This window comes from Embleya sp. NPDC059213, assembly GCF_042754445.1.
Taxonomy (GTDB): Bacteria; Actinomycetota; Actinomycetes; order Streptomycetales; family Streptomycetaceae; genus Embleya.
In genome coordinates, this window is sequence record NZ_JBHZAV010000235.1 from 1 (window position 1) to 12,790 (window position 12,790).

General features: G+C 70.2%; 9 protein-coding genes and 1 pseudogene. 6 read left to right on the plus strand and 4 right to left on the minus strand.

What is annotated here, in order from left to right; genetic code table 11:
- Positions 1-1,206 precede the first annotated feature (1,206 nt).
- Positions 1,207-1,515, plus strand: coding sequence for a hypothetical protein (locus tag ACFXMF_RS42695; protein ID WP_380021141.1), 309 nt, complete (start codon positions 1,207-1,209; stop codon positions 1,513-1,515).
- Here the strand turns inward: ACFXMF_RS42695 and ACFXMF_RS42700 are convergent.
- Both ACFXMF_RS42700 and ACFXMF_RS42705 read right to left on the minus strand, forming a co-directional pair.
- On the minus strand, positions 1,463-1,771 hold the full coding sequence (locus tag ACFXMF_RS42700) for a hypothetical protein (RefSeq protein WP_379992398.1): 309 nt from the start codon (positions 1,769-1,771) through the stop codon (positions 1,463-1,465). The two genes, ACFXMF_RS42695 and ACFXMF_RS42700, sit on opposite strands and share 53 nt — an antisense overlap.
- The gene (locus tag ACFXMF_RS42705) at positions 1,768-2,043 is read right to left on the minus strand and encodes a hypothetical protein (RefSeq protein ID WP_360322388.1); all 276 of its coding nucleotides are present in this window, start codon (positions 2,041-2,043) and stop codon (positions 1,768-1,770) included. Before ACFXMF_RS42705 ends, ACFXMF_RS42700 begins: the two co-directional genes overlap by 4 nt.
- Positions 2,044-3,123: 1,080 nt before the next feature.
- On the opposite strand from ACFXMF_RS42705, the gene ACFXMF_RS42710 reads away from it, so the two are divergent.
- On the plus strand, positions 3,124-4,842 hold the full coding sequence (locus tag ACFXMF_RS42710; RefSeq protein WP_379992397.1) for a choice-of-anchor P family protein: 1,719 nt from the start codon (positions 3,124-3,126) through the stop codon (positions 4,840-4,842).
- 566 nt (positions 4,843-5,408) lie between these two features.
- Here ACFXMF_RS42710 and ACFXMF_RS42715 read toward each other — a convergent pair.
- The gene (locus tag ACFXMF_RS42715; RefSeq protein WP_379992396.1) at positions 5,409-6,266 is read right to left on the minus strand and encodes a LysR family transcriptional regulator; all 858 of its coding nucleotides are present in this window, start codon (positions 6,264-6,266) and stop codon (positions 5,409-5,411) included.
- A 94-nt stretch (positions 6,267-6,360) separates the two neighbouring features.
- Between ACFXMF_RS42715 and ACFXMF_RS42720 the strand changes: the two genes are divergently transcribed.
- From ACFXMF_RS42720 to ACFXMF_RS42730, 3 genes are all read left to right on the plus strand, one after another.
- Complete coding sequence (locus ACFXMF_RS42720) at positions 6,361-6,678, plus strand: hypothetical protein (RefSeq protein WP_360322396.1); 318 nt, start codon at positions 6,361-6,363, stop codon at positions 6,676-6,678.
- A 485-nt stretch (positions 6,679-7,163) separates the two neighbouring features.
- Positions 7,164-7,790, plus strand: coding sequence for a TetR/AcrR family transcriptional regulator (locus ACFXMF_RS42725; protein WP_379992814.1), 627 nt, complete (start codon positions 7,164-7,166; stop codon positions 7,788-7,790).
- Positions 7,791-7,951: 161 nt separating this feature from the next.
- Positions 7,952-9,388: an MFS transporter gene (locus tag ACFXMF_RS42730; protein WP_360322402.1), complete on the plus strand. Its 1,437-nt coding sequence runs from the start codon at positions 7,952-7,954 to the stop codon at positions 9,386-9,388.
- Positions 9,389-10,976: 1,588 nt separating this feature from the next.
- Here ACFXMF_RS42730 and ACFXMF_RS42735 read toward each other — a convergent pair.
- Positions 10,977-11,513, minus strand: coding sequence for a DUF4240 domain-containing protein (locus ACFXMF_RS42735; protein WP_379992469.1), 537 nt, complete (start codon positions 11,511-11,513; stop codon positions 10,977-10,979).
- A gap of 722 nt (positions 11,514-12,235) precedes the next feature.
- Between ACFXMF_RS42735 and ACFXMF_RS42740 the strand changes: the two are divergent.
- Positions 12,236-12,790 (plus strand): annotated as a pseudogene (locus ACFXMF_RS42740) (dioxygenase); the annotation flags it as partial.

Here is a 12,790-nt window from a genome sequence, read left to right on the forward strand (position 1 = left end):
GTGCCCAACGGGTCAGGGTGTCTCGCCCCGTCTGATCCTCTCCGCGACGATCTCGATCCACCGGTCCGGCCGGCACCCCCGAAGACGCCCACGCCGATACCCCTGCACTCGGTCCTTGCTCAGGCCACGCTCAGGAACACGCGCCGACGCCGGACCGGGACGGCGCCGACACCGGTCAACGCACCACCGGCGATCAAGGCGGCTCTCGCCGCCGACCAGGCGTTCGTCGTCGTGGGTGACGGGCCCGAAGCCGGTGTCCACACCGCCGACGGGTGTGCGACCGGTCACCGCCTCGGCCACCTCGACGACACCCTCCGCGCCCGTGTCATCACGGCCGTTCCGGGCTCATCTTGGTCGTGCCGCGGACGCACGTCGAGACGATCGAGATCCGTGGCCCGGAACACACGGTGAAGCCGGATATCGCACTCGCCAACGCCCCGCAACGGCACGCGACATGGCCGGCGGAGCGCATCGAAGCACTCACAGCCCTCGGCATGCGATGGAACCGAACCGGGACCGGGACCTCGATCGGGCGCCGCGAACCGCCGGCAACGACCGATCCGACTTCCGCCTTTGATCCGGCCCGACAACCGAAAACCGGAAGGAGGCACGGGCAACTCGACACCGGCCGATACGGCTTCCTGTCACCGCACATTCGGGAAGGTGTCACCGGGATCAACCACGAAGACCCCCTCCGGCCGGCCGAGAACACCCCCCACCTCCGGTAACACGGGGACTCGAACATCCCAATGACACCCCCACCGCACCCCACACAGGCCGTCGGAATCGATCAACTGGTCGATGCAGCGGACGAGTTCGGCTGGCTCCCCGCCGCCCGAATCGTGCGAGCAGGGCGCTGCTCGTCGTCACCCGCTCCGGAGCGGGGAACTCGGTCCTGATGTTCCCGACGGGCGGCCGACGCCTTGGCCGCGATGTTCGCGTGGCCGCCCGCGGCAACGCCGGCAAGCCGGGTCTGAGGCGGCACAAATGGGCTTTCGCCGGGGGTTGGGGTGGTCGGTGCGGGCAAGTTCGGTGGCCGGCCATGTCGGGAGCAGGGCCGGTATGCGGCAGGTGGCCACGGGGGTGTACACGCCGGTCGGGGTACGGGTGCCGGGCCGGCGGTCCTGGGCGCGGTGGCCGCGATCGAGGACGCCGGCGTCGAGGGGGTGCGGTGTGCGTCAACGGGATCCCCTCGCCCGCGAGGGCATGGCCGAACGTATCGTCGCGTTGGGCGTGGACGCGATGTCGGTGTCGCTGGACACGGCCGACTCCGCCGCGAACGGCCGCTACCGGCCCGCGCGCAACGGCAAGGACGGCTGGGGTCGGGTCGTCGCCGGTGTCACCCACCTGCTCGACGTCCGTGCCGGCGCCGGCCTCGGCCCCTGGGTGGGCTCATATGCGGCCATCGGCCGCCGCAACGTCGGCGCCTCGTGCGACGTCCGGCAGACAGCGACGGGCCGACTCAGCGCCGCGCGCAGCTCGGGTCGTCGACGATCACCGCGTTCGCGGGGATGATCACCTCGTCCTCGCCGATCGACACGGAACCCTTGGTCGTCGCGTAGGCGCGCTTGCCGGGCCCGACACATTTGGTTGCGAGGTTCCCGAACCCGTCGGGAAAGTTGAACACCTCCGCTGGACTGTCATCTCCCCGACCACCGAGCACCGGACCGTCGGCCTTGCCGCGTTCGTCGTAGTACTTCTGCGAGCAACCGGTGACGGCACCGAGAACCAAAACCACCGACACGACGAGCGCCCACCGCGTCGTGTTCACCCGGCGCATGCGGCGTCGGGGACGATCTGCACGTTGGAGGGGCCGCTCGCGTTGGTGGTCACGTAGGCGCGAAATCCGTGACCGACGCACTTGGTTGCCAAGTTCCCGAACCCGTCCGGCATGTTGAACACCTGGGCCGGGGTGTCGTCGCCGCGCTGGTTCGCCACCGGCGAATCCCCCTTGCCGCGCTCGTCGTCGTCTCCACCACATCCCGACAACAGCAACACCCCGGCCACCGCGAACGGCACGACGGCCCATCCGAGTCTTCCCACGATCCCCCCGCCCCGTACCGCACTTCGACGAGATCAACCTCGCATCCGGATGGCCGGGGCACCACAGGGACTTCCCCCGATGGCCGGCGACGTCGCCGCTGGACCGGCCCCACGAGCCGGCGCGGGCAGGTGATGGCGCGTCGGTCTTTGGCCTGGGACCGGGACACCACTGGCCCGGAAGAACATGCCTGGATACTCCAGCACGTGACCAGTGCCGGACTACGCAAGGGACGCCACCGCCGCCGTTGCCGGTGCGCCGCAAGGGAGTTCCGCGCCTCACCGTGCGCCGGCGGGTGGGTCTCGTGGGCGGGCCGGGCCGTCGAGGAGCGGATGGGGAGCCGGCCTCTCCCCCTTCGATGCGCATCGTCAAAGCCTTGGACCGCGAGGTGCTGCGGGCGCTTGACGAGGGGGCGGGTGCTTGCGGCTTGGTCTTGGCAGCAGTAGTCCGTGGCTGGACGCCCACCGGACGGCCACGCCCGGGCGGTGGGGTGCGGCGCGGGCGGGCGTGGGGGAATTTGGCGGTGGCGGGCGGGCTATGGGGGTTTGCCCCCGCTGTTTTGATGTCCCGTTCACGGGCCGGAGGGCGCAGGCCCAGTTCACCGAGGCCATCTGCCGCACCTACAACCGGGCGGGTGTCCGCCCGGTCCTCATTCGACGAGAGAGGAGAGTCAATAGCGCGGGAATGCCCGGTGGATCGGGCGATGGCCGATGCGCCACCACGTTCGATGGCCCGCGCTGGCAGGCGTCGCCTCCAGGCCGGTCCGCCCCCGCTGCTGCTTCGCCCGGAAGCATCCCGGATGCGAGTGCCGGCTGGATCAGTCGGGCGATCGGGGGTAGTGAGGCGCAGGTCGAGGGTGGAGGTGCGTGGTGGTCGGTGCGTGCGCCGGCGCGCGACGGTGTCACCTGTAGGTGTGGTTTGGCTGCCGGGAGGCGGGTGTTCGGCGTTGTGGGTGCTGTGCTGCTCGAGGCGATGTGCCGGGCCGGTCGTGGTGCCCGCGATCGGTCCGGCCTTGCCGTCCTCGGCCCGCCCTGCGGGGTGGGTCGTGGGGTCGGACACCTTGCGACGTAGGGGGTTTCGTCATGTCCACGATGAGAGAACGGCTCACCGGGCGCTTCGGCAGCGTCGGTATATCGATCGCGGTGGCGGTTGCGGGTCTGACCGCGCCGTTCGCCATCGGCGGCGCGCAGGCCGCGCCCGGGACGCCGGGTGTGCCGCAGGCGCCTGCGGCGATTTTCGCCGAGGGTTTCGAGAACGGCCAGGGCGCGACGCCGACCCTGCTCACGAACTACACCGGTGGTCCGCCGGTGGGCGAGACGTACACCGCCGACCCGGCCTGGTTGACCGCGTGCAACGGCTGGGTGACGTCGCCGGCCGCGTCGACCACGCCTCCCGCCGGCAGCGGGTGCGTTTCGGGCGACTGGGCTCAGGTCAAGAACCTCGCGGGTGTACTCGGTCGGTGGTCGGGCGGTTCCTCGACCACGAACCACGCCGTGACGGCGTACACCGCGGGCAATCCGGGGGCCGGCAAGGTGCAGTTGGAGACGGCGGCACCGATCCCGTTGCCTGCGGGGCGGCGCTTCATCGCGTTCTCGGTCGACATCGCCGAGGTCAACTGCTTCGCCAACCACTCCAAGTTCAGCTTCTACCTGCTCGACGGCGACCGGGCCACGCCCGCGTTCACGCGCCCGATCGAGGCGTGTGTGGATGCCACGACGACGATCGGCGGGGCCAAGGTCGGCACCTTCACCAGCAACGGCGCCGTGCTGTTCGCCGGCAACCGGGCCGGCATCCGACTGGTGAACGAGCAGCCGAGCGGCACCGGCAACGACGTGGCCTTCGACAACGTCAAGCTCGTCGACGCGAGCCCGCAGGTCGACATCGGCTTCGCGCCGACGCCGGTGCTCACCGGTGGCACCTCGACCCTGACCTTCACGATCACGAACACGAACGAGTTGGGCGCCAAGCCCGGTTGGTCGTTCTCGGACGCGCTGCCGGCCGGGCTCAAGGCGACCGGAGTGGCCACGACGACGTGCGATTCCGGTTCGGTCGTCGCGCCGGCGGGTGGGGGCACGGTCGACGTATCCGGCAACCTGACGGCAGGTCAGGAATCCTGCACGGCGCAGGTCCAAGTGACCTCGGCGGCACGCGGGACGTACACGAACTGCGCGGCCGGCTTCACCAACGTGGTCGGGGTGAGCCTGCCCGGGTGCGCGAGCGTCGTGTTCGACACGATGCGCTTCGACGCGCACGCGTACGGGGCCGCGCTGACGTCCCCGCTCGCGAACATCGGCCCGATCGCCGCGTCCGACGTGACGTGCTCGAACGTCGCTGCGGTCGACACCGACAACGTCGCGACCGTATCGCTGGGCGTCGTCGGCAACGCGGGCGTGGTCACCACCCGCGCGGAGGGCACGTTCGACGCGAACGGCCTGCAGCGGGCGAACGCGCGCGCCGAGACGGCCGGGGTGAACCTGCTCGGCGGACTGGTCACGGCGGACGTCGTCGAAGCGGTCGCCACCGTGCAGGGCGACGCGAACGGCGGTGCGACGCCGAGCGGTTCGGTCACGTTGGCGAACCTGCGGGTGGCCGGGGTGCCGGTGGTGAACCCCAACGTCAACGTGGATATCACGATCCCGCTGGTGGCGACGGTGCGCGTGAACGAGCGGGTGGTCGACCCCAACGGTCGGGGGATCACGGTCAACGCGCTGCGGATCACGTTGTTGTCCGGCGTGAGCGTCGTGGTGTCGCATGCGCGGGTGGCGCTGACGTTGCCGGGAGCCACGTGCCCGACCGCGTGAGATGAGGCGAACGAGCCCGGGCGCGGCGGCCGTTCACGGTCGCCGCGCCGCGTGTGTGGCGGCGGTGGCGGGTACGGCGTTGTCCGAGACGGAGCCGCGATCGTGTCGGGGCGGCACTGTGTGGCGCTACGCGGTTCTCAACTCTCCTTCCCACGTGTCGCGTGTCGCGTGTCGGGTTTCGAGTGTCGGGTGCCCACGGCGCGTCGAATCGTTTCGTCGGCGATTGCCCGGCGTATCGATGTCGTATTCCACTTCGTCCGATGGATGTCGTCGCTGGATCCCGCGCGCGGGCGCACAGCCCGGGCGGCCCGGACCGGTGGCCGGCGGGTGGCCGGCGGCCGGTGTGGCATGCCTGGGGACATAGGTCACGAACCGCTTCCGGCAGGGCCCCGTGCTTCGCAACGAAGCACACCGGATTCACGAACCGAAGTCCCATGTCGCAAAACACGGACCAACATTCGCCATCGGTACCCCACCACAGGTCGGAGCGCCGCGCCCGAACAACGCGGCACCGCCTTCCGGTTGTTGCGACATGGCACCCGGATCGTACGGAATCATCCGCATCCTCAAGTCATCCCTGCGGCATCCACAGCGGCGGCGACGAAGGAGGCGACCAGGCGGCGGCGGTCCTGCTGTGCCCACGCGAGGACGAGTTCGCTGTGGGGGGCGTCGATCACGGGCCGGTAGACGAGGTCGGGGTGCATGGGCTGGGCCAGCGAGCGGGGCAACATCGCGATGGTGCGTCCCAGTCTGATCATGTGTAGGGCTTCGGCTGCGTCCGTGACCTCGGGGCCCGGCTCCGTCTCGGGTGCTCCGGTCCAGCGCACACCCTTCCAGCGTGGCAGTGTCTCCCGGGCGAGGTCGGCGAGTGTGACCTCCGGGTGAGAGGCGAGCCGGTGGTCCGGCGGCAGGATCACGACACGTCCTTCGACCATCAGGGTTTCGTGGTCCAGGCCGGTCATGTCGTCGAACGGCGCATACAGCAGGGCAACATCCGCGCGGCCATCTCGGACGTAGTCGGCGCGGTCGGTGGCTCCGCCGAAGAGGATGTCCACCCGGCGGGCGTCGGGCCGGCCGGCGTAGGCGGCCAGGATGCCCGACAGGAGGTTCGCGTCGCCGCCCGGTTTGATCACCAGGCGCAGATGGGCCTGCCGATCGCCGGCCCGGCGGGCCTTCTCGGCGGCCGCGCCGACGGCGTTGAGGGCGTGCCGGCCGTGGTGCAGGAGTGCTTCGCCGGCGAGAGTGAGGGCGACGTGCCTGCTGGAGCGCTCCAGCAGCGTCACGCCGAGCCGGGATTCCAGGCGCCGGACCGCTTTGGACAGGGCCGGCTGCGCGATCGCCAGGCGGGCCGCTGCGTGACCGAAGTGCAGTTCCTCGGCCACGGCGACGAAGTACTCCAGCTCGCGGGTCTCCAGCTCGGCCATGCCGCGACACTACCGCGCAATCCATTCCTGCCAGGCATCGAAAGAGAACGGATGGATCTTGGACAGGCGCCGGAAACGCCTGTTCCCTGGAGGCATGATTCACCACACGATGATCGTGGCGTTCGACAGTCCGATTCCTGCGAGTGAGCTGGACCGGTACCTCGAGGAGTTCGAGGAGCTCGTGATGGGTTCCGATCTGGTCGAGTCGGTCGCGGCCCGGCACCATATTCGTGTCCCGGGCGACGACCACGCTCCGGTGGCCATCGCCAGCGCCATCCTGCAGCTACGCGTGGCCGATCTCGATGCCTTGAACGCGACCTTCGGCATGCCCGGGGCGATCGACCTGATCAAGCGCTGGCAGAGCCGCTACCCGTACAAGGCGATCTGGGTCAACCACGAGCCGCTGGCATGAGCAGCCGCAGCGGCGGCGCTTCGGCCGCAGTGTGACGCCCGAAGCGCCGCCGCGCCGCTTTCGTACCGCGAGCGGCCTCCGGATCGCCGATCGTGCTCCGGCCGGCCCGACGCACCAACGCCGCGCTCCCGGCTGCCCGCCTCGGCTCCGACCGGGCCACCACCGTCGAGATCGACACCCGCTCGCCGCAAATGCCCGGCGAGCGCCGGACATGTCGGGTGCCCCACGCCCGGCGACCTCGTCCGGTGGTCACGCGATCACGCGAAGCCGGAACCGGAACCGGAACACCGGCACGTGATCGTGCGTCAGACTCCGGTATGGCGCGGTCGGTTCGCGGCTCATGCCGACTCCCAACGCGGTTTCCACATCGATCGCCAAACGGTTCGGGGCTGCGCCGAGCGCGGTCGCGGTGGCGCCGAGTGCCCTCGAAATGGGCCCGAGCTTCGGGCTTGACGGCACAGTTATTGAGTAATAACTTACTTCACATGGCAGCCCCCAGCCGCGCGACCGGCACCGTCCGGATGAGCGCCGACGAACGTCGCGTCGCAGTCATCCGCGCCGCCGTCGCCGAGTTCGCCAGGGGCGGCCTGAACGGCACCTCCACCGCGGCGATCGCGAAGCGCGTCGGCGTCTCGCAGCCGTACCTGTTCCGCCTGTTCGATGACAAGAAGGCGCTTTTCCTCGCCACCGTGGAGTACGGCTTCGACCGTGTCGAGGAGCGCTTCCGCCGCGCCACCGAAGGTCTCACCGGCTTCCCGGCGATGCATGCGATGGCGCACGCCTACCACGACTTCCTCGGCAACGACACCGATCTGCTGCGCATCCAGCTCCAGGCGTACGCCGCGGCCGAGGACCCCGAACTGCGGGCCGACATCCGCAGGTTCTGGGATCGGCTGGACTCGTTCGTCCGCGAGGTCACCGGAGCCGACGGCGACGAGCTCACCAACTTCTTCGCTCGCGGCATGCTCTGTAACGTCGTCGCCTCGCTCGACCTGCCCCGCGACCGGTACTTCAACGACACGCTCTCCGCGGAAGGCGAGCTGCTCAGCTGCGACCTGTGCGAGAGCCCCGAGCGGTTCGGCGAGCCACCCGCCGCCACGCCGTCCGACTGAACCCCGTTCGCGCCACCCGCCGGAGCTTCTTCGCGCACCGCGGGCAGCCGTCGGGGCTGAACTCTCCGACCCTCAAAAGTTAGTAATCAATAACTAAATTCGGTGTCTCCTCGATAGTAAGTCATCGATCACTACCTCCGGACTCGACCCCAAGGGATCCCATGAGCAAGCAGCAGGCGCGACCCGCGACCGGATCGCGCACGGTCCTGTGGACCTTCCTCGCCTCGAGCTTCGCCCTCTTCATGGCCTCGCTCGACAACCTCGTCGTCACCACCGCCCTGCCGTCCATCCGTGACGACCTCGACGCCGGGATATCCGAGCTGGAATGGACGGTGAACGCCTACACCCTCAGCTTCGCGGTGTTGCTCATGCTGGGCGCCGCACTGGGCGACCGATTCGGCCGCCGCCGGATCTTCGCGACCGGGATCGGGATCTTCACGGTCGCCTCCGCGATCGCCGCGATCGCCCCGAACTCCGACACACTCATCGTCGCCCGCGCCCTACAGGGTGCCGGGGCCGCCGCGATCCTCCCGATCAGCCTCACGGTTCTGACCCGCGCGGTCACCCCGGAGAAGCGCCCGATGGCCCTGGGTCTGTGGGGCGGCATCAACGGACTCGCTGTCGCCCTGGGCCCACTGGTCGGCGGTGCCGTCGTCGAACACGGCTCCTGGCAGTGGATCTTCTGGCTGAACGTCCCGCTCGGCCTGGTCCTGGTCCCGCTCACGCTGCGCAAGGTGGACGAGAGCTTCGGCCCCAACAGCCGCCTCGACCCGGTCGGCACCGTCCTCGTCAGCCTCGGCCTGCTCGGCCTCGTCTTCGGGCTGGTCCGCGGTGAGGGCCACGGCTGGTCCAGCGTCGGCGTCATCGCCCCGATCGCCGTCGGTGTCGTACTGCTCGCCGCTTTCGTCGGCTACGAGCGCCGCGCCGCACAGCCCATGCTGCCCATGACGATGTTCCGCAACCGTGCCTTCACCGCCCTGACCTTCTCCGGGCTGCTCATGTTCGCCGGCGTCTTCGGCTCGATCTTCCTGCTCACCCAGTACCTCCAGGGCGTCCAGGGCTACTCGCCGCTCGAAGCGGGTCTGCGGATCCTGCCGTGGACGATGATGCCCGTGGTCATCGCGCCGCTCGCCGGCCCGCTGGCCGCCCGGATCGGCGGCCGGCCGCTCGTCGTCGCGGGTCTCGCCCTGAGCGCGGCGGGTCTGGCCTGGTTCGCGCTCACCGCGTCGACCGACGTCACCTACGCGCAGCAGATCCCGGCCCTGATCCTCAGCGGACTGGGCATGTCGCTGTACTTCATCCCCACCGCCGGCCTGCTGATGTCCGTGGTCCATACCGACGAGCAGGGTGTCGCCTCCGGAGCCAACAACGCGATGCGCGAACTCGGCGGCGTCCTCGGCGTCGCGGTGCTCGCCTCGGTCTTCAGCGCCAACGGCGGCTTCACTTCGTCCCAGAGCTTCGTCGACGGTCTCGTCCCCGCGCTGTGGGTCGGCGTGGCCCTGGCCGGCATCGGCTCGGTCACCGCCGCGCTGATCCCACGCACCCGCGCCGAGGCGGCGACGAACGCCCCGGCCCCGAAGGTCCCGATCGGCGTCTGACCCCGCACCCCCGCCGGCACCCCGCGGGCGCGTCCTCTCCGGAGGCCGCGCCCGCAGGCGTACGCGTCACCTCCGCCGCGCCGACCGGGACCCGGCCCGACGGTCCCCACCGCGCGACGCGGCGGCCCCGCCCACCGTCGTCGCCCGGCGACGGTGGCCGCCACCGCCGACCGGCAAGCCCCGAGTCACGCGCGGAACATCACCCCGCGCATCCGAAACACCGGCCCGCGCACACGACTCGGTTCCGCGAGGCCGGCCACGGCAACCTCGAACAGACGCTGCGCCTCCACCGACAACGGCCGGCACGGTCCAGGTCGCCTGGGACGGCGGGCCGTTGCATGGCGATGCCCCGACAGACTCGCGCACGCCCGCCGGACACACCTTCCACCGGCCGTGCGGCTTCTCCCCCGACGCCGGAACGGCCGGCGTCGCTCCCTGGTCGTGACGCCACGAGCAGATCCCCCTCGCCCATCGCCACCGGATGGCAGCGGGGCCGCAAACCGTCGACGAGCGCGGCCGAGAAGGCTCCCGAACACCACGATGAACGCAGCCAGAATTCTGTACCCGAACGTGGTCGCCCCCCGGAAGACCCGCACGCCCGCGACCGGGTCGCACAACGAGCGCGGAACGCAGGCCCGCCGAGCCAACGGGTGAAACCCACGCCCGCACCGCCACGAAACAGACGGCGAAGCGCGCGTCCACCCGCGCCGAGGACCGTCGCCCAGCCCGCAGGCGGGCCGACGGAGAAACGCGTCGCACAACAGGCGCAACCTCGGACCGGCGGGCAACGGGACAACGACCGGAATCAGCATGAGGCTTCCGATCCCGTGCAGGAACACATCGACGACAACGCGGGTCCATCTCGACACTTCGCGGACGAGTCCCCGCAGCAAGGCGCAAACGTCCACGACCCGACAGCCCGAGGGCAACCACGAGACGACACTCGGCTCGACACACAGGCCGCGCCAGCCGACCCCGGTCACCATCACCCGGTACGTGGTCACCGGCGGGATCGGTGCACGACCCGCAGAGACCCTCCGGACGCCGCCGGTCGCCCCCACCTCCACGACGCCGGCGACAGCGCGGAGAAACCGGATCCGACCACGCCCGCGGAACGGGGACAAGCAAACGGGCCGACGGCCGGAACCGACGGCCGCCACGAAACCGGGGCCGAGGCCACCGACGACGGCCTCGTACGCGGCGGCTGACCCCGGTGATTGCCCGCCAACGCGGGCATCGACGAGGTACACCCGTACTCCAATGGGACAGATCCTTGGAGGAGTTCCGCCCCGGATGCACCACCGGCGACGAAGACATCGGCGCACGGCCGCGCAACGCCCGCAGGGCGCCGTCAGGAGGCAACTCAAGCTCGGGAGGCTGGCGCCACTCGACGAACTCGACAACGGCACCGGCGCGGCTGCGGAGGTCGGTGAAACGACGATCGGCACCGTGTCGGCGAAGGTGGGACAAGGCGCGAGAAACGTCGGAGGTGAGCGTCCGCCCCGCCCCGCCCCGCCGCAGAGCAGAGCGGACGTTCGGAGCGATCTACACGCCGTCCTGCCGACACGTCGCGGAGGTCGCGGCTGGATCAGTACTGGTAGAGCGCTGTCAGGCGAGGCAGACGGTGTCTCATCTCGGCCTGATCGTCGAAGTCGAAGTTCCAGTCGGGGTCGAGATTCGGGTATCGGATGGTGAACACATCGGCGGGGAGTTCTTCGCCGGTCGCCGTTTCGTGTGCGTTCCAGGCGATACTCAGTGCTTCCTCGCCGTCGATGTCCGCTCCGTCCGCCGCTGCGGCTCTGATCGCCGGGAGTTCGGCGAGTGCGTCGGGGTCGGCGAGGACGCGCTCGAAGGTGTCGCGGCCTTGCAGGATCAGCCAGCCTCGGAAGTAGTCGAAGCCGTCGTCGGAGCATCCGCCGTTGATCACGTAGGCGGCGGCCCACAGCGGACTCCGGTAGGACGCGGCCATCAGGTCCCACAGAGCCTGTTGGCCGGCGATGATCTCGGCGCGAGGGCGAGCAGCCAACAGAGAACTGGCCTGGTGGGCAAGCGCGTTGCTGTCCGCGAGATCGGGCAGTTGGCTGCGGGCGTCCTCGATCAGCGTCCAGAACCCGTTGGTGTCCATGGCGGTCGAGGCTGTCATCTCGAACCGACAGCACACTGCTGCGGCACGTTGCCGGTCTCGGCGGACGGGCCCGCGTCCAGGTTCGGAAGGCCCGTTCGGACGGGCCGCCGCTGAATGAACGGCCCCGGGCGCATCGTGGATGCCGTCGTCGTCAGGCGTTCGACACGTTCCCTCTTTCCGCGCAGCGCGACCAGGGTCTGTTCGAGACCCGAGACCCGAGACCTCGCAGAGCCACCGGCGTCGGCATTCCCGGGCCTCGGCAATCCGGGTGCCGAGGTTGTCTTCGAAGTCGCGCGCGAGCCGGTTCTCGAGTTCCGCCGACTCCTCCGTGGGCGGCGGCTCCCGCGTCCGGGCGGTCGTCGGCGGGCTACCGCTGTGCGCGGCCGACCGTCCCGGGTCCGGCACTCCCGCCCGGGCCTGCCCGTTCGCGCGCTCCGTATCCGGTCCTCGGCGGCGGGCGGGGCGGATGATATTCGCTCGCGCCCTCTCGCCGGCTTGATCGCGGCCGCGAGGTCGGCGCGTGCCTGCGCGGTCGGACCATCACCACGACATCCGTGAAAAGGACTATGACGGCCGTGCTCTGTGCATCGCCCCGCCCGATCGGCCCGCATAGATTCGAGACGATCGTGGGTGGTGACCTCGTCCGGTGTCGGTCGCTGTGGGCCGATGCCGTCGAGTCGACACGCCCGTACCCGCCGCCGCCGAGGAAGGTCGACGTGGACATCGACGACACGGACATCGACAAGCCGCACAGCGAAGCGCCGGACGAAGCCGCTTCGCGGGGCATCACCCGGAAGAACCTGTTCAAGGCCGCGCTCGTGGCCGCGCCCCTGCCGTTCCTGATCGGCGGCGTCCCCGCGCTGGCCCGCTCCTCGCGCGACTCGGGCACCGATCTGGCTCCGACGCCGTTCTGCCACGACGGCGACGCACCCACGATCGCGCAGACCGAGGGGCCGTACTTCAAGCCCAACTCGCCGTTGCGCACGGTACTCGCCACGTCGAGCACCCCGGGCATCCCGCTCACCGTGACCGGCTACGTCTTCGGCCGCCAGTGTCAGCCGCTCGCCAACGTGCTCCTGGACTTCTGGCAGGCGGACACCAACGGGACCTACGACAACACCGGATTCGCCTTCCGCGGCCACCAGTTCACCAACGCCCAGGGCGCCTACAAGCTCACCACGATCGTGCCCGGCCTGTACCCGGGCCGCACCCGGCACCTGCACATGAAGGTCCAGGCGCCCAACCGCGGCATCCTCACCACGCAGACGTACTTCCCC

Excerpts from the sequence above, each read along its gene's own strand:
- ACFXMF_RS42715 (WP_379992396.1), bottom strand. The coding sequence starts at position 6,266 with ATGGCCGAGCTGGAGACCCGCGAGCTGGAGTACTTCGTCGCCGTGGCC.
- ACFXMF_RS42720 (WP_360322396.1), top strand. The coding sequence starts at position 6,361 with ATGATTCACCACACGATGATCGTGGCGTTCGACAGTCCGATTCCTGCG.
- ACFXMF_RS42710 (WP_379992397.1), top strand. The coding sequence starts at position 3,124 with ATGTCCACGATGAGAGAACGGCTCACCGGGCGCTTCGGCAGCGTCGGT.
- ACFXMF_RS42730 (WP_360322402.1), top strand. The coding sequence starts at position 7,952 with ATGAGCAAGCAGCAGGCGCGACCCGCGACCGGATCGCGCACGGTCCTG.
- ACFXMF_RS42735 (WP_379992469.1), bottom strand. The coding sequence starts at position 11,513 with ATGGACACCAACGGGTTCTGGACGCTGATCGAGGACGCCCGCAGCCAA.
- ACFXMF_RS42695 (WP_380021141.1), top strand. The coding sequence starts at position 1,207 with ATGGCCGAACGTATCGTCGCGTTGGGCGTGGACGCGATGTCGGTGTCG.
- ACFXMF_RS42725 (WP_379992814.1), top strand. The coding sequence starts at position 7,164 with ATGGCAGCCCCCAGCCGCGCGACCGGCACCGTCCGGATGAGCGCCGAC.